The 21,928-nt window shown below is 63.3% G+C and carries 26 protein-coding genes; 22 read left to right on the plus strand and 4 right to left on the minus strand.

Annotation, left to right across the window (positions count from 1 at the left end; genetic code table 11):
* Positions 1 to 40: 40 nt before the first annotated feature.
* Complete coding sequence (locus tag PYV00_RS22445; protein WP_275230561.1) at positions 41 to 367, minus strand: GntR family transcriptional regulator; 327 nt, start codon at positions 365 to 367, stop codon at positions 41 to 43.
* Positions 368 to 733: 366 nt separating this feature from the next.
* Here PYV00_RS22445 and PYV00_RS22450 point away from each other — a divergent pair, with 366 nt between their 5' ends.
* From PYV00_RS22450 to PYV00_RS22460, 3 genes are all read left to right on the plus strand, one after another.
* Positions 734 to 1,111 (plus strand): hypothetical protein, encoded by a 378-nt coding sequence (locus PYV00_RS22450; RefSeq protein ID WP_275230562.1) that lies wholly within the window; start codon positions 734 to 736, stop codon positions 1,109 to 1,111.
* A 206-nt stretch (positions 1,112 to 1,317) separates the two neighbouring features.
* Complete coding sequence (locus tag PYV00_RS22455; RefSeq protein ID WP_275230563.1) at positions 1,318 to 2,442, plus strand: alpha/beta fold hydrolase; 1,125 nt, start codon at positions 1,318 to 1,320, stop codon at positions 2,440 to 2,442.
* Positions 2,443 to 2,479: 37 nt separating this feature from the next.
* On the plus strand, positions 2,480 to 2,770 hold the full coding sequence (locus tag PYV00_RS22460; protein ID WP_275230564.1) for a putative quinol monooxygenase: 291 nt from the start codon (positions 2,480 to 2,482) through the stop codon (positions 2,768 to 2,770).
* A gap of 153 nt (positions 2,771 to 2,923) precedes the next feature.
* Here PYV00_RS22460 and PYV00_RS22465 read toward each other — a convergent pair whose 3' ends face one another.
* Complete coding sequence (locus PYV00_RS22465) at positions 2,924 to 3,610, minus strand: SDR family oxidoreductase (protein ID WP_275230565.1); 687 nt, start codon at positions 3,608 to 3,610, stop codon at positions 2,924 to 2,926.
* 661 nt (positions 3,611 to 4,271) lie between these two features.
* Positions 4,272 to 4,622, minus strand: coding sequence for a transcriptional regulator (locus PYV00_RS22470; RefSeq protein WP_275230566.1), 351 nt, complete (start codon positions 4,620 to 4,622; stop codon positions 4,272 to 4,274).
* Between the two features lie 482 nt (positions 4,623 to 5,104).
* On the opposite strand from PYV00_RS22470, the gene PYV00_RS22475 reads away from it, so the two are divergent.
* The 15 genes from PYV00_RS22475 (at position 5,105) to traN (ending at position 18,962) form a co-directional block, all read left to right on the plus strand.
* The gene (locus PYV00_RS22475; protein WP_275230567.1) at positions 5,105 to 5,404 is read left to right on the plus strand and encodes a hypothetical protein; all 300 of its coding nucleotides are present in this window, start codon (positions 5,105 to 5,107) and stop codon (positions 5,402 to 5,404) included.
* Entirely contained in the window at positions 5,401 to 6,234 is an 834-nt protein-coding gene (locus PYV00_RS22480; RefSeq protein ID WP_275230568.1) for a DsbC family protein, read from the plus strand. Before PYV00_RS22475 ends, PYV00_RS22480 begins: the two co-directional genes overlap by 4 nt.
* 196 nt (positions 6,235 to 6,430) lie before the next feature.
* Positions 6,431 to 6,745 (plus strand): hypothetical protein, encoded by a 315-nt coding sequence (locus PYV00_RS22485; RefSeq protein WP_428981676.1) that lies wholly within the window; start codon positions 6,431 to 6,433, stop codon positions 6,743 to 6,745.
* A 123-nt stretch (positions 6,746 to 6,868) separates the two neighbouring features.
* Positions 6,869 to 7,135, plus strand: a complete 267-nt coding sequence (locus tag PYV00_RS22490) for a type IV conjugative transfer system protein TraL (protein WP_275230570.1) — start codon at positions 6,869 to 6,871, stop codon at positions 7,133 to 7,135.
* A gap of 9 nt (positions 7,136 to 7,144) precedes the next feature.
* Positions 7,145 to 7,783 (plus strand): TraE/TraK family type IV conjugative transfer system protein, encoded by a 639-nt coding sequence (locus tag PYV00_RS22495; protein WP_275230571.1) that lies wholly within the window; start codon positions 7,145 to 7,147, stop codon positions 7,781 to 7,783.
* Positions 7,767 to 8,594 carry a type-F conjugative transfer system secretin TraK gene (locus PYV00_RS22500; protein ID WP_275230572.1) on the plus strand — a complete coding sequence of 276 codons (828 nt, stop codon included), beginning with the start codon at positions 7,767 to 7,769 and terminating at the stop codon, positions 8,592 to 8,594. The genes PYV00_RS22495 and PYV00_RS22500 overlap by 17 nt, the downstream gene beginning before the upstream one ends.
* Positions 8,591 to 9,997, plus strand: coding sequence for a TraB/VirB10 family protein (locus PYV00_RS22505; RefSeq protein WP_275230573.1), 1,407 nt, complete (start codon positions 8,591 to 8,593; stop codon positions 9,995 to 9,997). Before PYV00_RS22500 ends, PYV00_RS22505 begins: the two co-directional genes overlap by 4 nt.
* A gap of 38 nt (positions 9,998 to 10,035) precedes the next feature.
* Entirely contained in the window at positions 10,036 to 10,683 is a 648-nt protein-coding gene (locus PYV00_RS22510; protein ID WP_275230574.1) for a TraV family lipoprotein, read from the plus strand.
* Positions 10,680 to 13,190: a TraC family protein gene (locus tag PYV00_RS22515; RefSeq protein WP_275230575.1), complete on the plus strand. Its 2,511-nt coding sequence runs from the start codon at positions 10,680 to 10,682 to the stop codon at positions 13,188 to 13,190. Before PYV00_RS22510 ends, PYV00_RS22515 begins: the two co-directional genes overlap by 4 nt.
* 34 nt (positions 13,191 to 13,224) lie before the next feature.
* Positions 13,225 to 13,539: a hypothetical protein gene (locus PYV00_RS22520; RefSeq protein WP_275230576.1), complete on the plus strand. Its 315-nt coding sequence runs from the start codon at positions 13,225 to 13,227 to the stop codon at positions 13,537 to 13,539.
* Positions 13,536 to 13,958: a hypothetical protein gene (locus PYV00_RS22525; RefSeq protein ID WP_275230577.1), complete on the plus strand. Its 423-nt coding sequence runs from the start codon at positions 13,536 to 13,538 to the stop codon at positions 13,956 to 13,958. The genes PYV00_RS22520 and PYV00_RS22525 overlap by 4 nt, the downstream gene beginning before the upstream one ends.
* Positions 13,951 to 14,580, plus strand: a complete 630-nt coding sequence (locus PYV00_RS22530) for a conjugal transfer protein TraW (RefSeq protein ID WP_428981674.1) — start codon at positions 13,951 to 13,953, stop codon at positions 14,578 to 14,580. The genes PYV00_RS22525 and PYV00_RS22530 overlap by 8 nt, the downstream gene beginning before the upstream one ends.
* Before the next feature lie 56 nt (positions 14,581 to 14,636).
* Positions 14,637 to 15,590: a TraU family protein gene (locus PYV00_RS22535; RefSeq protein ID WP_428981677.1), complete on the plus strand. Its 954-nt coding sequence runs from the start codon at positions 14,637 to 14,639 to the stop codon at positions 15,588 to 15,590.
* A gap of 328 nt (positions 15,591 to 15,918) precedes the next feature.
* The gene (locus tag PYV00_RS22540; RefSeq protein WP_275230580.1) at positions 15,919 to 17,859 is read left to right on the plus strand and encodes a hypothetical protein; all 1,941 of its coding nucleotides are present in this window, start codon (positions 15,919 to 15,921) and stop codon (positions 17,857 to 17,859) included.
* The gene (gene traN, locus PYV00_RS22545; RefSeq protein ID WP_428981675.1) at positions 17,859 to 18,962 is read left to right on the plus strand and encodes a conjugal transfer protein TraN; all 1,104 of its coding nucleotides are present in this window, start codon (positions 17,859 to 17,861) and stop codon (positions 18,960 to 18,962) included. Before PYV00_RS22540 ends, traN begins: the two co-directional genes overlap by 1 nt.
* Here the strand turns inward: traN and PYV00_RS22550 are convergent.
* Positions 18,952 to 19,209: a hypothetical protein gene (locus PYV00_RS22550; RefSeq protein WP_275230599.1), complete on the minus strand. Its 258-nt coding sequence runs from the start codon at positions 19,207 to 19,209 to the stop codon at positions 18,952 to 18,954. The two genes, traN and PYV00_RS22550, sit on opposite strands and share 11 nt — an antisense overlap.
* A gap of 21 nt (positions 19,210 to 19,230) precedes the next feature.
* On the opposite strand from PYV00_RS22550, the gene PYV00_RS22555 reads away from it, so the two are divergent.
* The 4 genes from PYV00_RS22555 to PYV00_RS22570 are packed head-to-tail and all read left to right on the plus strand — an operon-like array spanning position 19,231 to position 21,866.
* Positions 19,231 to 19,827, plus strand: a complete 597-nt coding sequence (locus PYV00_RS22555) for a type-F conjugative transfer system pilin assembly protein TrbC (RefSeq protein ID WP_342803834.1) — start codon at positions 19,231 to 19,233, stop codon at positions 19,825 to 19,827.
* On the plus strand, positions 19,799 to 20,410 hold the full coding sequence (locus tag PYV00_RS22560) for a S26 family signal peptidase (RefSeq protein ID WP_275230581.1): 612 nt from the start codon (positions 19,799 to 19,801) through the stop codon (positions 20,408 to 20,410). The genes PYV00_RS22555 and PYV00_RS22560 overlap by 29 nt, the downstream gene beginning before the upstream one ends.
* Before the next feature lie 26 nt (positions 20,411 to 20,436).
* Positions 20,437 to 21,294, plus strand: coding sequence for a conjugal transfer protein TraF (locus PYV00_RS22565; RefSeq protein ID WP_275230582.1), 858 nt, complete (start codon positions 20,437 to 20,439; stop codon positions 21,292 to 21,294).
* On the plus strand, positions 21,291 to 21,866 hold the full coding sequence (locus PYV00_RS22570) for a hypothetical protein (RefSeq protein WP_275230583.1): 576 nt from the start codon (positions 21,291 to 21,293) through the stop codon (positions 21,864 to 21,866). Before PYV00_RS22565 ends, PYV00_RS22570 begins: the two co-directional genes overlap by 4 nt.
* The last annotated feature ends 62 nt before the right edge of the window (positions 21,867 to 21,928 follow it).

Consider the following 21,928-nt stretch of genomic DNA (forward strand, 5'->3'; position numbering starts at 1 on the left):
CATGCCCCACCACCTGCGGCACCTCAATCTACACCGGAAATTACACCACGACCGCGGACGCTAACATGAGCTCGGCAAGGCGCGGTTCAAGCAACCACTTGACCTCGAAGCAGCGAGTAATGTCTTGTGTAGTGATTGATGGTGCTGCGAAGCCCCGTTCGATATCGACCAGCATACCGTCACGGCTCAGTTGCACCAACGCCTGTCGCACAGGCGTGCGGGAAACCTGATAACGCGCCGCCAGTTCCTGCTCGACGAGGCGTTCGCCGGGCTCAAACTCTCCGCAAAGCAAATCATTTCGAAGCAGGCTATAGACCTGGTCGCTCAGTCGATCGGCATGGATAATGGCTCGAGAGGCCGTGGCCATGAAAGATTCTCCTTCTAGTCATATCGGCGAACCTCTCCACGGACCTGCCCATTTTTTAGGCAACAAATGCACGAGTGATGATAATTTGGGCGGATAAAAGCTGCAAGCCTCCGTTCCAGTCCTTGACAAAATTGAATGAGCGCCATCCAGACCCACAGCCCCTAGCCTGCTGCGACAGCACTATGAGGCGCTTTGCCACCACTGAACCACGAAAAACTTCTATCGGGCCAGCAAACCTGGCTTCTATTAATCAAAATCGATCGAATAGAAACGAGGGCTCGCAGGAAAAATTTGGCTTAGACAACTAGAGAGATAAGGAAATAATCAAGCGCGATTCGACATCGAAACTCTTTCAAGGATGAGGAAATGACCGAGACCATTGACCTTGCGATATTTGCCGCTTCCGCTCCATTGAACGGCGCAATCCCGCCAATAGCCCGAATAAATGACCTGGAAGCTTATGTCTGGCGTTTTTCAGAGCTTCCACGCTGGGAGGTCAATCCTCAAAGTGATAAGTTGCTCCTTGTGATTGGCGGCACCATGAGGATCAAAATCCAGAGTGCAGATGGCCTGGATGTTCACATGGTCGGGCCCGGCCAGATGATCAGAATACCGCGAGACCATTGGCATTCTCCCGAACCGCTGGGCGAGGTTTCAACGCTCACCATCGCGAATTATGAGGGCACGAAGACCGCAGACGCGCCGGATCGCGCCAACCCAAAGGATGAGCCGACTGACCAATAAGGCGATGAAGTGGACCTCTCCCGCTTCTTGAGCCTCCCGCCCGCGTGAGCCACAGCCTCCCTTTTGTCGAAGCAAATTGGCCTTAGCGAGTGAATTGATAATGTCCGACCGTCATTGCCAGTTAAGATTGACGCGGAGTTATGTACCCCGTATCCAGTAACGCTGCGGGCTGTTCTGACGGCCGCTTCAACATAGGGAGGCATCGGGTGAAACAATTTCATTTCGCCGCAGGTAACTGGACTCGCTGGCGCAGACGCTCGAAATCAGGTTTGGCAACAGCACTGGGCGCCTTGTGCCTTGTGATGCCTGTGACTTCAGGCCTTGCCCAGGACTTCAAGGACCTGCAGCAACCTGACAGGCCCCTGTCGCTTCGAGCCCGGGGGTCATTCTATGTGGGTGGGAAAGATGTCCCTCAGACTCCGACGCAGCAAGGAGGCTTTGCAAGCGGCCGGACAGACCAGCCCGGAAATGTGGCGATCGACCAAACCTACGTTGAATATATGATCCCAACCGGGCGTTTGCAAACGCCGCTGGTCCTTATCCATGGCTCCACCCTTACAGGCAAGACATGGGACACGACGCCTGACGGGCGGATGGGTTGGTATGAATATCTGGTCCGGCGCGGCTATCCTACTTATGTCGTTGACTATGTCGGTCGTGGCCGCTCGGGGTTCGATCAATCCATCTTCAATGATGTTCGTGCCGGCGTCACGACGCCACAATCCTTGCCTGAAATCCGACGCTTCAGCGATGCCGTCGGCTGGACCAATTTTCGGTTCGGGCCGCAGCTTGGGACCGCTTTCCCCGGTGAACGATTCCCGGTCCAATATGCAAATCGCCTTGCCAAACAAAGCATCGCCGATCTCGACGCGGCTTATCAAACCACCAACTTCACCATCCAGACCGAGGGGCTGGCCAGGCTAGCAGGCGATCTCGGCGGCGCTGTGCTGATCGGCCACTCCCAGGGAGCATTGTTTCCGACGGAGGTTGCACTGAAAAACCCGGCAGGTGTCAAAGCGATCGTGCTGCTGGAAAGCTGTTCAAACGAATATTCCGATGCGCAAATCAAGGTTCTGGCAAAGATCCCTCTTCTCTCGATCTGGGGAGACAATCTCGACAACCCGACCGGCATTGCCGGGTGGAGTTGGCGCTTTGCATACGATCAATGCCAGGCGTTGACCAAGCGGCTCAAAGCAGCTGGCGGCGTTGCTGAAAATATCTATTTGCCCGATCAGGGTATCCACGGAAACAGCCACATGCTGATGATGGACGACAACAGCCTGGGCCTGGCCGACATGGTCATCAAATGGCTCAAGAACAACGTGAAATAGAAAAACCTGTGAATTCGCTCAACCGAGGAAAATAGAATTGATCATCTACAGCTACGAAATGACCGCCCAAGTGGGCAAGGCATCCGATTTGGTTCAGGCTCTGCGAGACATGCGTTCCGCAATGTCGGGGTACAATGGCCTGCACAGCTGCAAGATCTTGCGCAAATCCAAGAACGAGAATGAATTTCGTTTCACCGAAGATTGGCAATCGATAGATGATCATGACAAAAGCAGCGGATCGGTGCCGAAAGAGGTGATGGAACGCCTCAGGGCCGCGCTTGCCGGAAAGCCACAACTGAACATTTTTGAAGTTCTGGAAGAGGCGTAGGCACTCAATCAGAACCTTATCCGGTGCCTGCGTGAGAGCTGCATCGTTTATCACGAGGCAGCTCTCCGTTTCACCCTTCTATCTCGCCAGAAATGATCGGCATCCGACAGGTAGCTCTCGTTCATCCATTTCGGGGCCGGCACCTGGCAGCGTTCAAGCTGATCCACCTCCGCGAGACACGGGGATAAGGGCACCGGAAATGGCACGGGCGGCCGGTGATGCGAGGAACAGGATAATCTGCGCCAGCGCCTCTGGCCGCACCCACTGAGAAAAGTCGGCCTGCGGCATGTCGACCCGATTTGCCGGCGTGTCTATAACGCTCGGCAGCACGGCGTTGATGGTGCAATCCGAGCCGTTCAACTCCGCGGCGAGACTTTCGGTCAACCTGTGTATTGCACTCTTTGCCGCCGCATAGGCCCCCATGCCTGCGCCTGCCACAAGAGCGCCCCCGGCGCCAATGTTGATGATCGCCGCCCGCTTCGTAGATGACAATGTCGGAAGTGCGGCTTTGGTGATAGCAACGCATGTCGCTACGTTCATTGAATACATGCGCGACCAGACGTCCGGACCGCCGTCCTCGAGCGTCTGCCAGGCGAAACCACCCGCCGCGTTTACAAGCACATCGATTCCGCCAAACGTATCGAGAATCCTGGCGACTGCCGCATCGGCCATTAGAAAATCGCTTAGATCAACTCCACCCAGATCCAGACCCCCGGGATTGGAATCCGGGGCCTGGGGAGAAAAATCAACCCTGGCGACACGGCCACCGGCACTTCGAAAGGCATCGCTGACGGCCTTCCCAAGAATCCCGAAGCCTCCAGTAACGACGACATTTCGCATTAAGTTCCACTCCTCATATGGCTGAAATTAAAACAAATCATAGCAACTCCCTCAATTCAATGGCCCTCGTGCCAAGCATAAATCTAGGAATACGGGAACTTACGTCACCATCCACAAAAGGGCTAACGCACTAACCATAGATACACGGAAACATGTTTGAACCTTGGGCACTGCATACGGTATGGTGAACTGGTAGTGGTGCAAGCACATGCTTGCAAATTTTTTCTCTGTCGGCGGTTCCGAAAGGAACATTGAATGTCCAACAGAAGGCCCAAGTCAGAAGGGATCGTCGACAAGCTGCGAGAAGTTCAGATCGAGTTGGCGCAGGGAGGCACGATGGCCGAAGCGCAATGTCGTACCTGCCACTTGACGCATTCGATCGAAATGGCGAGCTTTTGGCTCGACAGACTAATGATGACGATATCGCAGGGCTTGAGTCCGGAGATGAGCGCCTACGTGACGTTGTGCCCCCGCCGCGCGATCCGTCGCATAGACCTGAAAGCTGCGCTTCGTCAGGCTGATCGACAGCATATACATGTTCGCCATCTCCTCCTCCTTCGCGCGCCACCGCGGTGCTGGTCCGCACCATACGATGCCGGTCGAAGGGACGCATCCACCGCATCAATTGGAAACTACACCCGACAAGAATTCCGACCGCGATTCACACCGGTCCAAAGCGTTCAATCAACTCCCCTTCTATCTCGTGCATGTGATCAATGAAAAACATCGAGGGAATGGGTTTTTCATGCTCGAGAAGCAATAGTGGAATGAATACCTGCCCTGATGATAGTCCAACGCCATGAGCACAGCGTAGATAGTCATCAAGGCGCGCGCGAGTCCCTCCCATCTCAATTTCACGCAGCCAGCGGACGCCGATCCCGACTTTGGCGGCGAGCTTTGCTTGTGTCATGCGCTGAAGCAACCGTTGATCCTCGATCCGTCGACCGACAATCTTCTTCAGCTCAGCGATGACAGCGGCATGATCAACCGGAGTATTGCTCTGAGAGGTCATCACCAGGGTCTCCCCGTAGTTTTCTCAAAGCTCCCAAAAACCACATTCCAGCGTTCCAAATCTGGCATGCTCTTCCACGCGCCATCAACAGCTTTCGTTCTCATTTTGAGAAGTAGAGGGGCAATTTGAAACCTCGACTACATGTACGTGATGGAAGTTTTGGAAGCTCGTTCGCGTGGAATCACCCGCCTCAAGAGATCACCCAGTCGAGCAAAAAACGAATCGTCATCGAGATTCGATTTTGATCAAATCGGCACTTCGATGCCGACTTCCGGCATGACAAGTATTGCGATCGTCACGTCAGGGATTCCCTCCGGCACGTCGCTGCCCTACCTGTTGTAACATTTCCGAAGACATGCCCATCCCTTGTCCATCGCGATGAGGGTTGGCCCATTTCCGGCATCCACCCGACAGGGCTCCCGGCCTGATCCTCGTCGCACCAGCAGCCATTTCGGTGGCGGTTTCGATGAGGACTTGCAGCAATGCGATACGCACAAGCGCCAACTTTCACTTTGCTGACATTGCTGGCAACTGGCCCCGCGATCGCGAGCATATCGTCACCTTCTGTGACCGAAAGCTCCACTGAAGTTCTCGCTGTCGTCAATGAAGGCGCGGATTTCGTCATCGTCAAACGCATGGCGCAGGAAACCCCATCGCCCACGCCGGTTAAGCAGGCCGCCATGCAGCGCATCGGATCCAGCGTCCAACTCGACGCTGCCGTCGCCTACCTGGCTACCCTCCCCTCAGCACTTCCGACAGAACGCAAGGATCATGCACAATGAAAACCGTTTCTTCATCCCGAAGCCTGTTTGCGGGCGCATTGCTCCTTGCTATTCCCGGACTTGCCAGCGCGCAAACCGCCAATGCCGGGCAGGCCGATGCAGATGTGCTCGGCATCGCCGCTGCGGAGGCGGAAAGCCAACTCCACCAGACCTTCACAAACCTGAAGTTCGAGGATTTCGGCCCGTCGCCGGTAAAGGGGCCGATCTATCAGGCCAGCGCAGGCGGGCGGATCGTCTATTACGCGCCGAAGAGCGAACATATCCTGTTCGCCACCGTCTATGACAAGAACGGCATCAACGTCACCGCACTGGCGCAAAGCACGCGGGCGCAAAAGCAGCTATCCGCGATCGACCCTGCAAAGGCGCTGGTGATCGGACCGGCAGGCGCACCGACGGTAATCGAGTTCACCGATCCCGATTGCCCCTATTGCCGCGCGCTCGACCGCTTCTGGGCCGCCAAAGCGGCGGAGGGCAAACCGGTACGCCGTCTCGTCTATTTCGTGTCGGGCACCCATCCGACCGCCGCCGCCAAGGCCGAGCATATCTTGTGCTCGCCCGATCCCGCCGCCGCCTTCAAGGCGATCTACAGCGGGATGGCGCCGGCCAAACTTGTCGTCTGCGATAAGGGTCGCGCCAAAGTCGAGGCCGACGCCGCGCTGGTCGCTAAAGTGGGCGTCTCCGGAACCCCGACCCTTATCGTGGATGGCAAGCTCATCTCAGGCTTCCAGCAGGGTGAACTCGAAGAGTTCCTCGTCGAGCATTCGGCGCCTGCTGTCAAACCGGTTGCGGTCATAGCGCCCGCGACCGGACACCAGCCCCGTGGGCTTTGACCTCCCTTTCTCATTTCTGGCGGCCACCGGGCTCCAAGCGGTCGATCCCGCTGCCCCGGTGGATCAGAACGCCGACGCCCGCGGCCCTCTGGAGCCGTCCGACACGGGCACCGGCCGCCAACGGGACACCTCGACGGCAAGCGCTTGCGGACGGCTTCATTCTCGACGGAGTACATCCATGATCAAGATTCTCGACATGAACCCTTTTGGTCGCAAGGCGCTGGTAGCGTCCGACTATGCGGTAGGGGCGCTGGTCGCTCTCGTCGCCATGACCAGCGCCGCGCACGCCTTCCAGGCCCCGGCGCAGGGCGACCTTGGCTACGACATTTACGACATCGTCGTGAACAAGGGCGTCAAGGGACCGCTGGGCTTTGTGGGCGGCGTCGCTGCCTTCCTGTTCGGCGTGTCGCGCCTGTTTTCCAACATCATGATCGGCATCCCGACGATCGTGGCGGCGGTCTGCCTGATCAAGGCGGATTCGATCCTCCAGACCTTCGGCATGGTCATCTGACACGTCTGCCCTGTCGGGGCTGACCGGCCCCGAAACGGCATCACGAGAAACCGGCCCTCGCGCATGGGGACCGGTCAACCCCCGGGCTTTGCCTGGGTTGGAAGCGGGAAGGAGAAGAGACCCGTGGACGAACGCCTGCCCCAGTATCTCCACCGCCCGGTGCAGATCCTCTGGTTTGCCTCGGACGAATTCGTGCTGGTGCTATCGACCGTGTTCGTTGCCGCGATCGTCGGCGGCATGCTCGGTTGGGGCCTCGTCGCGGCTCTTCTCCTTTTCATCCCCTGGAAGCGCTCGAAGCCGCGCGGCTTCCTGCCGCACCTCGCCTGGCGCTGGGGACTGATCGCCTTCCGTCATTATCCGGGTCCGACCCAGACCCGTTTCTTCGAGTGAGGTAAACCCATGTCGTTCCTCAAGCGTAAGTCTGGCAGCGAGGCCGATCCGCTGATCGGCAAACCCGGCAGCTTCGGCATCCATCGCTATCTGCAGGGCTCGGCGAACCTCTTCGAGGAAAACCGGCTCCTCAAGTTCGCGATTCTGGGCCTGTTTGGCATCACCGCGGTGCTTGGCGCCGAGATATATTCCTCCGACCAGAACCGGCGCACGGTGATCGTGCCCTTCGGTGCGGGCGGCGACCTCTATGTGACCGGCACCAAGCCGTCGGTCGGTTACATGAGCGCGATGACGCGCAATGTGGTCGCTCTCGCGGGCACCTATTCGGCCTATTCGGCCGACCAGCAATTCCAGGCGCTGCTCGGTATCGCGCATCCGTCCGCCTACAACGCGATGCGCGACAGCCTCAACGCGATCCTCGACGAACTCGCCGACAATCCGACGCTGTCGATCGCGACCTATATCCGGGGCGATCAGCCCGTCACCTGGACCAACACCGAGATCACCGTGCCGGTCGAGAAGGTCCGCGTGATCGGCGGTGTCATCCGCAAGTTCCGCGGCAATCTTCGCATTGGCTACGCCATCGAGAACGGCCGCTTCTGGCTCACCCATCTCATCGAGGACAAGTTCGATGGCGAAAACCGCTGACCGCGCGCCCACGGCGCGCGCCTGCCTCCATGGCCTCATCGCCTCCATCATGCTGACCGGAACAGGCGCCAGCCTCGCCCAGGCGCAAACCCAAGCCGGGGCCCAGAGCTTCAGCACGTCAGCGATCACGGCATTGCCCGATCAGACCAGCGCGATCCGGCTGTCGAACCGCGACGTCAACCATGTGATCTGCGTCGGCGGCGAAATCGAGGACGTGAAGTTCTCTGCGGAAAAGGCGATCGCCGTCGAGAAGGCGGGCTCGGACGCCTGGATCAAGTTCCTGGTCAGGGAAAGCGACGACGCGGGCCAAGTGACGCGCAGCTACGTCACCGTGCCGTCGGAGTTTTTCATCTCGTGCAACGGCGCGATCTATCCGCTCTATGCCGAGCCCTCCAACATTCCCGCCCAGACCGTGACGCTGGCGCCGGGCAAGGCGCAGCGCGCCAAGGCCAACGACGATCTCCTGGGACCGCTGGTCGAAGAGGAGCGCGCCGTCTCGGTGACCCTCGCCATGCTGCAGGATCGGATTCCGGCGAGCTTCACCGTCGTTGCGCCGCGGCTCGGCACGATCCCCCTCACTGGCCTGCCCGCTGCGTATGTCAGCGAACGGCGCCGCGTGGCCATCGAGGGGTCAGGCCTCTCGGCTTCCGAATATCGGGTGGACGTCACCGCCGACACCATGATCGACGAACGCGCCTTTCTCGACCGCACCCTGGGCGCACGCATTTTCGCGGTGAGCGCCGACCGACTGTCGCTCAAGGCCGGAGAAGCCGCGCGCGTCATCGTCGTGCGCCGGGAGACGGGAGAATGAGCCCCGCCGACACCCCGATCGATTCCTCCATGGATCCCATGCACGAGAGCAGCGAGCCGCAGCGATCGGCATCGGCCGGCGCGGGCGATCCCAGCCCCTATCAGGCGCACCTCAATCGGGTCGCCGATGCGGAACGCCAGGCCGAGGCGAAGGAGCGGATGGTCCGCCCGTCCTCGCTGCTCGACGTCAAGGCCTGGTGGCGCGCGCTTTCGGCCAAGCAGCAGCTGCGCTGCAAACAGGCCGGCATCGGCCTCGCCATCGCGCTGCTGGGCTATGGTCTTTACACCGCCTCGTCCGCTTCGAAAAGTCCCGATGCCACGCCCGCCGGCACGACCAAGCTCGACATGGGCGCTGGCCTGCGCGGCGACAGCCTCGAGACCAAGCTGCACGGCGACCTGCAGGCGATCCGCGACGGCCAGCAGCAGATCGCCGATCGCGTGACCGCGATCGAAGAAGGCAAGGTCACACCCGGCTCGAAGGCAGGGAGCACACCGCAAGACATGGGCGAATTGCCCGCGGCACTTCCCGATCCGGACATTCCCGGATCCCCGCCGGTTTCCACGCGCGACCATCGCCGTTCGGGCGACAGCGAAATCGACAGCCTGCCCGTGCCGCCGACCGGCGCCAGTGCAGCGGCGCCCGCCGCGCCCCCTGCTCCTCCGGTCGAAAAGACCGTCGGCGCGATCGGCGCGGCGACCAGCAGCGTGGCCATGGCGGCCGGCGGCAAGGACAGCCCGCCCGACTCCAAAAAAAAGATCAGGACGATCTTTTTGCCGCCTGGTTTCATGAAGGCGCGGCTGCTGACCGGGATCGACGCGCTCGCCAGCAAGGACGCGACGCAGAACCCGGAACCCTTGATCGCCCGCGTGCAGGCGCCCGCCGTGCTGCCCAATGACGTGAAGGCGAACCTCGCCGGCTGCTTCGTCATCGGCAACGCCACCGGCAGCCTCGCCAAGGAGCGCGTCGAGGTCCAGCTCGTGTCGCTTTCCTGTGTCGATTTCGACGAGCATTCGGTGGTCGATCAACCGATCAAGGGCTTCTTCGTCGATACCGACGGCAAGAAGGGGCTTTCGGGCAAGGTCGTCACCCGAGCCGGAGCCGCGCTGGCCCGCTCTTTCATCGCCGGCACCGTCTCCGGCTTCGCCAGTGCGGTTGAAGGCAGTTTCGGGTCGACCTCGACCTCGGCGCTGGGCTCGGTGCGCACGCTCGATGCCGGCGACGCCGCCAAGACCAGCATCGCTGGCGGGCTCTCCAAATCCTCCGACAAACTCACCGACTTCTACCTCGATCTTGCCCGCCAGGCTGGCCCCATCGTCGAGGTCGGCGCGGCCAAGGATGTCGTAGTGGTGATCCAGGAGGGCGTGACGCTCGAGATCAAGCCCACTGCGGGCGTGAAGTTCTGATGCCCCGTGCTTCGCTTCCCCAACCAGGAGATCGTCCCATGTCGCATGCCGCTCATTCCGCACGGCGGATAGCAAGACGCCTTGCCGCCCCTTGTCTTTCCGTCGCTGCCCTGGCCCTGCTGTCAGGCTGCGCGACGCTCGGCTCGATGATGTCGCCTTACAGCGAGAAATTCTCCTGCAAGAACCGCGACCACGGGCAATGCATCCATCCCGAGGAGGCCTATGCCGATGCGGTCGCCGGCGTGCCCTCGCATTCCGACCCCGCCGTCACCCATGACAAGGCGATGCTCAAGGGCACTCCGGACGGCACGCCGGCACCCAGGGACGCGAAGTCCGCAAAGCAGGCGGCGTCGCCCTATTACGCCTATCGCGACAGTGTCTATCGCGAGATGCAGGGGCTGATCGACGCGCCAACGACGCCGATGCTGCGCGCAGGGCGCACCGTGCGTACGCTCATCATGCCCTATGCCGACCGCGAGCGGCCCGACCGGCTCTACATGCCGCGCTACGTTTATTCGATTCTCGAGCGGCCGCAGTGGGTGGTGGGCGACTATCTCGTGAACCCGGTCGAGCCCGCTGGCCGCGTGCCGGTGCTCGAGCAGATGAAGGACAAGGGCCACGCCGATCCGGCGGTCGATGGCGAGCCCGCGCCGGTCCCGGCCATGCCTGAGGAGCGCCGCAAATGAGCCTGCCTGGCCATGAAGGCGCGGGCGGCCTCAGCTTCGCCCGCCTCCAGCGCGCCGTCGCCCGCGACGCCTATTCCGAATATCTCCCGCTGGTCGCCTGGGACGCGGAGGAAGAAGGTTTCCTCTGCATCGACGATGGCTGGGGCTACGCCTGGGAGCTGGTGCCGGCGGCCTATATGTTCCTCCATGTCCATCAGGCGCTGACCGGGCTCCTCAACATCCATTTCCCCGAAGGCACGGTGCTGCAGCTTCATTGCTTCGCCGATCCCATCATCGACGCGGCGCTCGACGCCTTCCTCGATCTCAAAACCCGGCCCGATCCGCTGATCCAGGCCTCGGCGCGGCGCATGGCCGACTATCTGCGCGCCGGCACGGCCGGACTCGCGGCCATGCACGATATTCCCTTGCGCGATTTCCGGCTGTTCCTCTCGGTCAAGACGCGCGTACCGCTCGGGCAGGACCTGCGCCGCCAGGTCGAGGAGCAGCTCGCCAAGCTCGCGATCCGGCGCATGGAGCCCGAAGAGGTCGTGGCTTTCTACCGGCGCGTGTTCAACGGCCTGTTTCACCCCGCATCCGGCCATTTTGCCGACGGCAGCGATGGCACGCGGGCGCGGCCGATCCGCAAGCAGATCATCGATGCCGGGCCGGACCTGCTGTTCGAAGGGCCGGAAGTCTTCCTGGGCGACCAGGTCGCTCGCTGCCTGACACCGCGCAGCCCGGCCCGACGTATCACCGCCGAGCGTGCCAACCGGCTGCTTGGCGGCATGCGCGGCAGCGCCGAGGACAGTGACCAGATCGGCGGACCGTTTCTCGTCACCCTGAACGTCCTGTTCGATCACTCGCAGTTCGAGATCCACCGCCGCGCGCAGATCCTCTCCGCGCAGAAGGCCGCGGGCTCGTTCGCGGTCGAGGTCGGCAAGCAGATCGACGAGATCAGCTGGGTGCTCGACGAGGTCGGCAACAGCCGGTTTCTGACGATCATCCCCTGCGTCTGGGTGTTCGCCCAGACGCGGTCCCAGGCGCGCGAGATGGCCGCGCGCGCCAAGCGGCTATGGGAATCGGAGCCCCTCCCCTGGATGATGCAGGAGGAAAGCTACCTCAATCCGGTCTTGCTGCCGATGAGCCTGCCTTTCGGGCTCTATCCTGAAAAGCGCACCCTGCGCCTGCTCGAACGCGATTTTCGCATGCCGGCCAAGGCCGCCGTGCTGCTCAGCCCGGTCCAGACCGACTTTCGCGGGGGCGGGCGCCCTGCCCTGCTCTATGCCGGGCGCAAGGGCCAGCTCGTCACCCTCGACCTCTTCGATCCGCGCATCAACAATTACAATTTCATCGTCTCCGCCGAGAGCGGCGCGGGCAAGAGTTTCCTCCTCAACAATCTCTGCCAGCAATATTATGCCCAAGGCGCGCTGATCCGCGTGATCGATATCGGCGGCTCCTACCGCAAGCTCTGCACGCTGTGCTCGGGCCGCTATATCGACATCGGCGAAGAGCGGCTCGTCCTCAACCCGTTCGACATGGGCTTCGCGCTCGATGGCGAGGACAAGCAGTCGGCGATCTCGATGGCGGTCGCCATCGTCGCCGAGATGGCCAATGCCGCGACGAGGAAGGGCGTCTCCACCTCGGAGTGGAATCTGCTCAAGTCCGCGGTGCAGTGGACGATCGACACCGGCCGCGCCGAACTAGGCATCGATGCCGTGCGCGAATGGCTGGGCAGTTATCCCGCCGGCGCGGTGACCGATCTCGACCGGGTCGAACATCTGGTGCCGGTGGCGCGCGAGTTGGCGTTCAACCTGCGGGATTTTGGGTCGGACGGCGCATACGGCCATTTCTTCAACGGGCCGTCGAGCTTCGACATCTCCCGCGACGAATTCGTCGTGCTCGAACTCGAGCGCCTCAAGGCCATGCCCGACCTGTTCAACGTCATCGTCATGGTGGTGGTGAACGCGGTGACGCAGGAACTCTACCTCTCGGCGCGTGACAAGCCCCGCTTCGTCCTCTGCGACGAAGCCGCCCAGTTCATGACCCGCACCGATGGGCAGGACCTCTCGCGGCTCGCCGAAGCCTTCGGCCAGGGCTATCGCCGTGCGCGCAAATATCAGGGCAGCTTCGGCGTCGTGCTGCAGAGCATGAACGACCTGCTGCTGTTCGGCGGCACCGGCCAGGTCATCCTCGAAAACGCCGCGACCCGCTTCCTGCTGCAGGGTTCGACCTACGAGCAGGCCGCGCAGAACAAGATCCTCGATTATTCGCCCTTCGTCCTCGACCTCGTGAAGTCGGTGCGCAACGCCAAGCCGCATTACAGCGAGGTCTTCATCGACAGCCCGCTCGGGATCGGCATCGCCCGACTCGTCGTCGATCCTTTCTCCTACTGGATCAACACCTCGGCCCCCAACGAGGTCGCCGCCTTCGAGGCGCTGCTGCGCCAGGGCGCGAGCCCGCTCGAAGCGGTGTGCTGGCTCGCCGGTGTCGATCCCGCCACCATCCTTCCCCAGCCCCAGGAGTCCTGACCCCATGAACAGGCATAGTTCCGACCAAAATCCGGTGCCGATCGTCTTCGGCCAGAACGAGGCCACCGAGCGCATGATCGAGGCGCGCGTCGCGATCCGCGCCGAGAATGAAGCTGTCCGTTGGCGTCTGCGTCTGATCGTCACCGAAAGCATCCTGATGACCGCGCTGGTGCTCGGTGGGGGTCTGGCGATGAATCTGCCGACCCTCGTCGCGGTGCGCAGCAGCGCGCTCATCGGCATCGCCTGCCTTGCCACCGGCGTTCTGCTGATCGGGCTTTCCGTGGTGGCCGGCCATCTCATCTCCCGCGTCAGAGTGAAGCTCACCCAGTGGCGGGGGCAGCGCTCATGAGCGACTGCGCAAGTCCGTTCGACCGCGAACTCGGCGCTTGGCCGGACGATGCGGATTGGCCCGATCATCGTGTGCGTGTCACCCGGGACTGGGACCGGGAGCCGTGGCGGCTGCTCTACGACCGCACCCGGCATGGCAGCCACGACGGCCCCACCTATCACGACGACCTCGACAACCGGATGATCGTCGAGATTACCAGCGCCGGCGGCTTCGACCTGCTGGTGCCTCGGCATCTCGAGGCCATTTCCCTGTTCGCAGGATTCGCCGCGGCGCTGCTTTGCACCGCGCAGCAACTGCCACCGATCGTCGCGGCCTGCGGCGGAATGATTTCCGCCTGCTTGGTCGGCTTCGCCGGCGTGGAGCGCGTGCTTCAGCGGCGGATCAACTATCGCACGCATCGGGATGACATTTATGGCTAGGGCAGCGCTCATTCCCTTGGCTCTGCTTGCCGCCCTGCCGGCGGCTGCACAGGCCGGACCTTCGACCGCGGGCCACGCATCAACGATTGGCCGAACCTGGCCGATCGCCGAGCCCGATGCCCTCGCGGAAATCGAGGCGCGCGTCGCCGGTCAGCCTACCAGCATCAGCGGCAAATTCGGTCCGCGCCAGAACTGGACCGCCATGCGCTCGGCAACGCTTACGCGCGCGGCCGTAACCCGGACGCGCTATGTCGTGCCCTTCTATACGCTGGATCAGGACATCAGCCTCCCCGGCGGCAGATTGCTCTACGCCAAAGGCTATACCTTCAACCCGCTGAGCTACGTTACGCTCCCCCAGCGGCTGATCGTCGTTCAACCGCGCGATCTTGATTGGGCACTGCGGCAGGCGCGCTCCGCCGACTTCATCCTGCTGGCCGCGGGCGGTCCCCGCGATGCCGACGCGATCACGCTCGGCGAGCGGCATGCCCGCGCGCTCTTCATCCTCGAGGATCGGGTCAAGGATCGTCTTGGCCTCACCGCCGCGCCGGTCATCGTCCATCAGGTCGGCCAGCGGCTTCAGCTGGACGAGGTCCGCCTCGATAGCGGGAGGCCCCGGTCATGAAGGTCCTAAAGCTCGCCCGCATCGGCGCCGCCACCCTCCTCGCCGCGCTTTGCGCCATGGCGAGCCCCGCCCATGCATCGAAGTGCGAAGCGGGGACGATATTCAACCCCATCACCAAGGTTCGATGGAACTGCATCTTCCCGATCACCATCGGCGGCGTGCGGGTCGGATCCTACGACAAGCTCGACAAGGCGCTCGACGCCGAGAGCGCATCGAAGCCGCTATGCGCCTGCCGCAAGGGCGCGACGTTCTGGTTCGGCGTCAAGGTCAGCTTCTGGTCGCCCAACCGCATGGTCGACGTGGTGACCGAGCCAGGTTGCATGATGGCATTGGGCGCCGATCTCATGTCCACCGGCGGCAAGCTCCAGGGCAGCCAGTCCTCCATCGCCGACGGCACCAACACCAGGAAAATGTTCGCGCAGACCCATTATTACATCTCGCCGGTCTGGAAGATGCTCGACATGTTCACCGATCTGCCGTGCATCGAGGACAACGGCTTCGATGTCGCGATGATCACCGAGGTGCTGCCGACCTGGCAGTCGGGCACTCTAGGCGCGATCATCCAGCCCGAGGGCATCCTGTTTGGCAATCCCGCCGCCGGTCTTGCCTGCATGGCCGACAGCGCCGCGGCCGCCGCTGGCAAGACGCTCGATCCGCTGTTCTGGTGCATGGGCTCCTGGGGCGCGACCTATCCGGTCGCCGGCGACATCCATTTCGACGACAGTGTAGAAGCCTGGGCGGGCCTTGCCGCGCGCTCGACCTTCATGATGGGACGCCTCGGCCTTCTCACCATCAGCTCGGTCGACGGCTGCTCATTCAAGCCGCAGCCGATCTGGACCAAGAGCCGCTACAAGTTCCAGATCATGGAGCCCGTCAAGGGCGGCAAATGCGTCAACGTAGGCCGTCCGGGGGTACTCTGGTCCAGCGCCAAACATGCGCCGGGCAAGGACAACGCCCAGTTCATGCTTTTCGAGAAGGTGATCTGCTGCGCGGGCGTATCCGTGCCATGAGCAACCTTACTCCCCCATTCTCCGCGTCAAAACCGGACGACGCACGGTCTGCCCGCCACAGTACCCATGGCGACCCGGTTAGGCGCGGAGACGGAGCGACGCCGCCACCCCCTCCCCGCGGCGTCGCTCCAACCTCGGTCAGCGCGGTCGCATTGCCCCCGCCGGAACAGGCATTCGCCCCAATTGCCACGGCTCCGGTCGCGGCCGCGCTGACCACCTTCGAAGGACAGGCCGTATTTCGCGTGGCTGCACCCGGCACGGCAGCGTTCAGAGCCGGTGCATTGTTCCGGCTGCGGATCGGCTCGCGCACCATCGAGGAGCGCCCATCATGAAGCTTCGCCTCCTTCTCCTTCTGGCCGCCGCGTGTTTGCCGGCAGCCGCCCAGGCGCAGAGCGTCGAAGACCGCGCCCGTGCCGCTGCCGCAGCCTCGCGCGCCAAGACCTCGGACAGCGATGCGCTGCAGCAGAACTACCTGACGCCGGGCCTTGCCGGAGAGCCGATCACCACGATCGACAACAAGACTTCGTTCAATCCCAATATCGCCTGCCAGAAGACCGCAACGCTGCTCGAACTGCTGGCGCAGCCCGCCGGCACCGGCGACATCGGTACGCTTCGCATCTTGCGCGACAAGGATCTCGACGGCGCGGTCGACCAGACACTCACCCTGCCATTCGCGGTATCGGGCATCTGCGCCAACGGGGTGATCGGCTGTCAGCCGGGCACCTGGAACCAGTGCCATTTCTACAAATGGGATGTGGGCTCGTCCGGCGATCTCAAGCTCAGCGAAGTCAGCCAGACCGAAGTTTCGGGCTGCTACTGCATCAACAACAGCTGCGGCTCCAACCTCGCCTGGGGCAACCTCGGCTCGTTGCTGACGGATCTGGGCGGCGGCGTGATCGGTGCGCTCACCACCGCCGATCCGCGCATCGGCGTGGCGCAGGCGGTGATCGACGGCCCGGTCATCCGCTATACCGGCGCGCAAAGCACCGCCTGTTCCTCCAGCCCCGCGCTGCCGCAGACGGCCTATCGCGGCAATCCAACCGCGCTCGCCGGTGACGCCAGCGTCGCGGCCGCGTCGAGCAGCATCTTCCAGACATTGAAAAGCTCGCCCGCAGGCGTCGGCAAGGCCGTGCAGACCCGTTCCTGCTCGATCACCCGCGAGGTGTCGCTGAATGCGGTCAAAGCCGAGGATGTCATCGCGCGCAGCGCGGGCGGCTACGCCACCTATGACTATGGCAACGGCACGGTCGCCTTCCTGATGGGCTCACCCGCCGACAACAGCCTGGGCGGCAGCTGCACCTTCTTCGACTATCGCATGACGCTCCATGTCGAGGATCCCGACCGGCTCACCGATGTGCGGCTTCCCTATTGGTTCGCCGACGACTGGGGGCAGGTCCGCATCGACGGCGAGCTGATATCCTCCGGCCCGTCGACATGGACCGGGACGGGCTATCCGCCGGGCAACTGCGAGCGCAAGGGCACCTTCTACGCCTATCCGAACCTCGACCTCAAACCCTGGCTGACCAAGGGCGATCATGAGATCTGGCTGCGCGTGGCCGTGTCGGGCGGCGGGGAAGCCTTCGCGATGGTGCAGGCGAGCGTCGATCTGTCGTGCAAGCCGACCGAGAAGCTGCTCGATCTGTGCGCCGCCAATGCCGCCGACAGCAAGTGCCAACTCTATGACGAAACAGTCGATGGCGTCACCACCGTTACATCCGGTTTGGCGACCGGGCTCACGCCCTTGCCGCAGACCCGGCTGTTCAAGAGCGGGACCTGTTCGCTGAGCCTCACCCGGCCGTGGTTCGAGCGGCAGCGGCGCTATCGCTGCACGTTCGACAATGGCGCGCTGCCCGAGCCCGACCTCAGCCGCGGTGCCTATATCATCGACCATTCGACCGAGACGCTGCTGGCCGACCGGGTGACCAACAAGGACGGCAGCACGTCGACCTCGAGCCGGAGCTTCACGCTCCCTGATCGTGGCTCCGTCCCGGCCTGCGAGGCGATCTGCAAGACCCGTGCGCCCAAGGCCAACAGCGAGGCCGCGATCGATGGCGTCGTCGGCGCCAAGCAGAATGCGCCGGTCGGCTACGACACCTTCTATCATAGCTGCACCACGACCAGCGGGGGCATCAGCCAATGTCCGCTGGGCGCAGGCGAGGAACTGGTCTCCGATTGCGGCTGCCTCGACGATTTTCCCGAAGCCGTGGTGATGATGCAGACCGTGCGGCTCGGGGGCGCGGACATGATCTGCACTTCGGAGGTACGCTGATGGCCGTCCGTTCTCCCCAAAGCCGCCTGTGGCGAGGGCTTCCGCTCGCTGCTCTAGCCTTCCTCACCCTGGCCAGCACCGCGCAAGCGCAATCGATGTGCGCCGCCGATCTCAACGGCAATGGCGACGCCTCCGAGGCCGGCGAGACGGCGAGTTGCACGCTTGCCGCCGACGCGACCTGGCAATGCCCGCTCCAGACGGTCGCCTGCACGGGTGATGCGACAGCGGGTTATAGCTGCCCGCTCGGGACCAGCTATGCCTGCAAGGCGCCCGCGAGCGGCGGCACGCCCACCTGTTCGCCGAACGCCTGCACCGATCCGGTCGCAACGCCGATCGAGGACGAACCCGTGACCGACGATCCGGGCGTTCCCGCCGATGGCGCGGTGGACACGACCGGCGCATGCCTTGGCAATATCGAGATCTTCTCCGGCCGCGCGATGCGCTGCCGTCCGCCGGGCCTCAAGACGACGTTCTCGAACTGCTGCAAGGACAAGGGCAAGATCGTTAAGGACGGCATGGGCGGATCGATCTCGTCGATCGGCACCAAGATCGCCGTCACCAAGGGCGTCTTCACCGGCATGAAGGCGGCTTACACCGCGTTCAAGGCGGGGGCGACCGCAAGCCAGGCGGCGAGCGCCGGGGCCAATGCGATCATCGTCGGCATCGATCCCACCTCGATCGCGATCAGCCTCGCCATCAATTTCATGATGGATTTCCTGCTGTCGGGTTGTGACCAACAGGACATGGAAGTGGGCATGCTCAAGGGTTCGGGCATGTGCCATGAGGTCGGCAGCTATTGCAGCTCGAAGATTCTGGGCATCTGCATCCAGAAATCGCGCGGCCATTGCTGTTTCAACACCAAGCTTGGCCGCATCATCCAGGAGCAGGGCCGCCCGCAATTGAAGTCGTTCAACGGCATGGGCTGGGGAACGCCGAAGAACCCCTATTGCCGCGGTTTCACGCCTGAAGAATTCCAGGCGCTCGACTTCAGCAAGATGGACCTCTCCGAATACTATGCGGAGGTCGAGGCCCGCACCCAATCCGACATCCAGATCGACATGAAGGGAAAGATCGATGCCTATATGCAGACGATCAAGCCTTGAGCGCCCGCTCCTCCTGGCCGCCGTGTGCCTCGCAGCGTGCCCGGTACTGGCGCAGGACAACGCTCCGCCCGCGGCAAAACCCGCCGACGCGCGCACCGCGGCACAGGGCCAGGGCGACGCAGCCATGGAGCGCCTCAAAGCCGCCATTGCTGCGCAGCAAAAGCAGGATGGGAAAGCCGCCGAGGTGACGCCGACCCTGCCAGATCTCCCCGATGCGCAGCGCCGCCGGGCCTTCGAAGGCCTGCATCGCCGCGCTCCGGCACCCGCGATGGAAGCGCGTGCCCGCAAGGCGCTCAACAAGGGCCAGGTCGGGCTTGCCGAGCAGCGCGAGGCGATGGCCAAGCGCGTCGCGCAGGCGCTAGGCCTGGAAGCGCCCGACACCGCAGCCCTTGCTGGCGCTGCCGCGCCCGCAACGCCGAAGACCCGCGTACCGGTGATCTTCGCGTCCTCCTCGATGCCGCTCGATGAGCTGCGCGCCTATGCCGTCCAGTTGGAGCCGGTCGGCGGCGTCATCGCCTTTCGCGGGGTTCCGGGCGGGATGACGAAGATCGGCCCGATGGCGAAGCTGACCGCGCAGATGCTGCGGCTCGATCCCGGCTGCGAAGGACCGGCCTGCATGATGCGCAAGGTCCAGATCATCGTCGATCCGCTGGTGTTCCGCCAGCACGGCGTCACGCGCGTACCCGCGCTGACGCTGATCCCCGGCGATCCCACCCAGCCCTATTGCGAGCGCGACGATGACGCCCCGCACGGGAGCCACGTCGTCTATGGCGACGCCGCGCTCTCCGGATTGCTCGAAGAATATGCCCGCCTCGGCGGGAAAGAGGAGGTGCGCGATGTTCAGACTCGCCTGGAACGCCGCTAGGGCCGCCTGGCCCGAGGTGAAGCTGCTGCCACTCAAAGCCGCCGTCGCCCTCGGCAGCGCGGGTCTCGGCAGCCCGCCGAGACCCGAACAGCTGTGGAAGGCGTTCGGCATCGTGCTGCCAATCGGCCTGCTCACCTTCTGGGCCATCCCGCAGGTGACGCTGGTCGCCAGCCCGTCGATCGACGCCTGGCTGGTGCGCGCCGCGCCCGGTCCTATCGCGCGCGGCAATCTCGTCTCGTTCAAGCTCTCGCATCCGCTCGCCGGGCCCAAGCCCGTCGATGTCACCAAATATGCGCTGTGCCTGCCCGGCGACCGGATCGACATGATCGAGAAGCCGTCGTCAGCATCTGGACCGATGCGGCCCGGCTCCTGGGATGGCTGGTACTATTGCAACGACAAGCTCGTCGGCGTGAGCAAGCCCATCGGACGCGGCGGCCAGAAACTCGATCACTGGCGCCCTGACCTGGCCGTCATTCCCGCAGGCTACGCCTATGTCGGCTCGTCGCATACCGACAGCTTCGACAGCCGCTATTATGGCCCGGTCGCGATCGCGCGGCTGCGCCGGATGGAGAAGGTGCTGTGAGGCGGCCCGCGCTTGCTGCGCTCGCCATGCTGATCGCATTCCCGCCTGCCGCCCATGCACAGGATGGCGCCTTCTCGCCTCCCAGCGACGGCCGGCAAGGCTACTGGTGGTATCAGGCCCCGCCCAAACCCGCCGACGACAAGCCCGATCCCGATGCACTGGTCAAACCCGCGATCCCGCCGATGGCCGAGCTGGCGACGTGGACACCGCCCAAAATCCGTAAGCTGATCGAGGCCCAGCGCGACTATGCCGCCACGGTGCTGACCGTCGATGCGGTCGCCAATTTCTGGAAGCTCGAGGATTTCGCGCGGCGCAAGGCCCGCGCTTTCGCCGGCGTGACCCAGATCGCCATGCTCCAGCATCCCGAACTCAATTCCAGATCCGCCAATCCGATGGTTGGCGACGCGCGCGACCAGTTGCTGGCTCAGAAGGATGCGGTGCGGCGGCAATATCTGCGCGCCCATGCCGGAGAATTCGCGCTCGTCATGTTCGGCCGCCAGACCTGCGGCTATTGCCGCGTGCAATGGCCGATCGTCCAGCGCTTCCAGGACGAGATGGGCTGGCAGGTAACCCTGATGGACCTCGACCGGCGCCCCGATCTCGGCCAGCGTTTCGGGGTCGAGGTGACGCCGACCACCATGCTCATCCGCCGCAATTCACAGCAGCGCATGGTCATCGCCAATGGCGTCGAAGCGTACCCTAACCTTATCCAGACCGCCTATAACGCGGTCCGGCTGCTGTCGGGCGATATCCGGCCCGAGCAGTTCCTCACCGGCGCGGGCGAGGAGGACGGTTTCTTCGACGCGCTCGCCAACGGACCGGTCTCTTCCACCGACCCGCGTGTGATCGGCGGCGATCTCGTCAATACGGGAGGGCGGCCATGAAGAGCAGCCTGGCTTCCGTCATCGTGATCGCCATGGCCGTTGTGCCACTCGCAGCGTCGGCCCGGCCCGCCACCCGCGAGGACGCGGCACGCGCCGCCATCCATCCGGTTGCGACCAGCGAAGACATGCGGACCTGGCTCGCGCGCGTTCCCATGACCCGCGAGTTTCCACCGGACTTTGCCGAAACGCTGACCAGCGCCGCGCCCTACAGCGTAATCGAGATGACCACGGCGCCAGGCTGTGTGCCTTGCGCCGATCTCTGGACCAAGCTTGCCGTCTTCCGCGCCCGCTATCACTGGCAGATCCGCACTATCAGCGGCGAGGAAGCCCTGCTGCGTTCGGGCCGTCTCGGCCTGCCCTGGGTCGGCCATCCGGTCGCCTGGGTGCGGCCGGCCAGCGACCAGGGTCGCACGATCCCGATCGCCGTCGGCACCGACCATTTCGTCAATATCGCGCGCAATACCTATCTCGGCGCCAAGATGCTGGGCGGTGTCAGGCCCGAGGTAGGATTGCGCGCCATGGCCAAATATACCGGCATCGTCGGCTCGGCGCTAAGGCGGCCGCGCTCATGATCCCCTCCCCTAATCCTTTCCCCACGAAGCTGCCGCGCATGGCGGGCCGGCGGTTTCGTCTC

The sequence above is a fragment of the Novosphingobium album (ex Liu et al. 2023) genome, assembly GCF_029076845.1.
Classification (GTDB): domain Bacteria; phylum Pseudomonadota; class Alphaproteobacteria; order Sphingomonadales; family Sphingomonadaceae; genus Novosphingobium.

Coding starts and splice junctions, on each gene's coding strand:
- PYV00_RS22445 (WP_275230561.1), bottom strand. CDS start 367: ATGGCCACGGCCTCTCGAGCCATTATCCATGCCGATCGACTGAGCGAC.
- PYV00_RS22450 (WP_275230562.1), top strand. CDS start 734: ATGACCGAGACCATTGACCTTGCGATATTTGCCGCTTCCGCTCCATTG.
- PYV00_RS22465 (WP_275230565.1), bottom strand. CDS start 3,610: ATGCGAAATGTCGTCGTTACTGGAGGCTTCGGGATTCTTGGGAAGGCC.
- PYV00_RS22470 (WP_275230566.1), bottom strand. CDS start 4,622: ATGACCTCTCAGAGCAATACTCCGGTTGATCATGCCGCTGTCATCGCT.
- PYV00_RS22475 (WP_275230567.1), top strand. CDS start 5,105: ATGCGATACGCACAAGCGCCAACTTTCACTTTGCTGACATTGCTGGCA.
- PYV00_RS22480 (WP_275230568.1), top strand. CDS start 5,401: ATGAAAACCGTTTCTTCATCCCGAAGCCTGTTTGCGGGCGCATTGCTC.
- PYV00_RS22485 (WP_428981676.1), top strand. CDS start 6,431: ATGAACCCTTTTGGTCGCAAGGCGCTGGTAGCGTCCGACTATGCGGTA.
- PYV00_RS22495 (WP_275230571.1), top strand. CDS start 7,145: ATGTCGTTCCTCAAGCGTAAGTCTGGCAGCGAGGCCGATCCGCTGATC.
- PYV00_RS22500 (WP_275230572.1), top strand. CDS start 7,767: ATGGCGAAAACCGCTGACCGCGCGCCCACGGCGCGCGCCTGCCTCCAT.
- PYV00_RS22505 (WP_275230573.1), top strand. CDS start 8,591: ATGAGCCCCGCCGACACCCCGATCGATTCCTCCATGGATCCCATGCAC.
- PYV00_RS22510 (WP_275230574.1), top strand. CDS start 10,036: ATGTCGCATGCCGCTCATTCCGCACGGCGGATAGCAAGACGCCTTGCC.
- PYV00_RS22515 (WP_275230575.1), top strand. CDS start 10,680: ATGAGCCTGCCTGGCCATGAAGGCGCGGGCGGCCTCAGCTTCGCCCGC.
- PYV00_RS22525 (WP_275230577.1), top strand. CDS start 13,536: ATGAGCGACTGCGCAAGTCCGTTCGACCGCGAACTCGGCGCTTGGCCG.
- PYV00_RS22530 (WP_428981674.1), top strand. CDS start 13,951: ATGGCTAGGGCAGCGCTCATTCCCTTGGCTCTGCTTGCCGCCCTGCCG.
- PYV00_RS22535 (WP_428981677.1), top strand. CDS start 14,637: ATGGCGAGCCCCGCCCATGCATCGAAGTGCGAAGCGGGGACGATATTC.
- PYV00_RS22540 (WP_275230580.1), top strand. CDS start 15,919: ATGAAGCTTCGCCTCCTTCTCCTTCTGGCCGCCGCGTGTTTGCCGGCA.
- traN (WP_428981675.1), top strand. CDS start 17,859: ATGGCCGTCCGTTCTCCCCAAAGCCGCCTGTGGCGAGGGCTTCCGCTC.
- PYV00_RS22550 (WP_275230599.1), bottom strand. CDS start 19,209: ATGCAGGCCTTCGAAGGCCCGGCGGCGCTGCGCATCGGGGAGATCTGG.
- PYV00_RS22555 (WP_342803834.1), top strand. CDS start 19,231: ATGGAAGCGCGTGCCCGCAAGGCGCTCAACAAGGGCCAGGTCGGGCTT.
- PYV00_RS22560 (WP_275230581.1), top strand. CDS start 19,799: ATGTTCAGACTCGCCTGGAACGCCGCTAGGGCCGCCTGGCCCGAGGTG.
- PYV00_RS22565 (WP_275230582.1), top strand. CDS start 20,437: ATGCTGATCGCATTCCCGCCTGCCGCCCATGCACAGGATGGCGCCTTC.
- PYV00_RS22570 (WP_275230583.1), top strand. CDS start 21,291: ATGAAGAGCAGCCTGGCTTCCGTCATCGTGATCGCCATGGCCGTTGTG.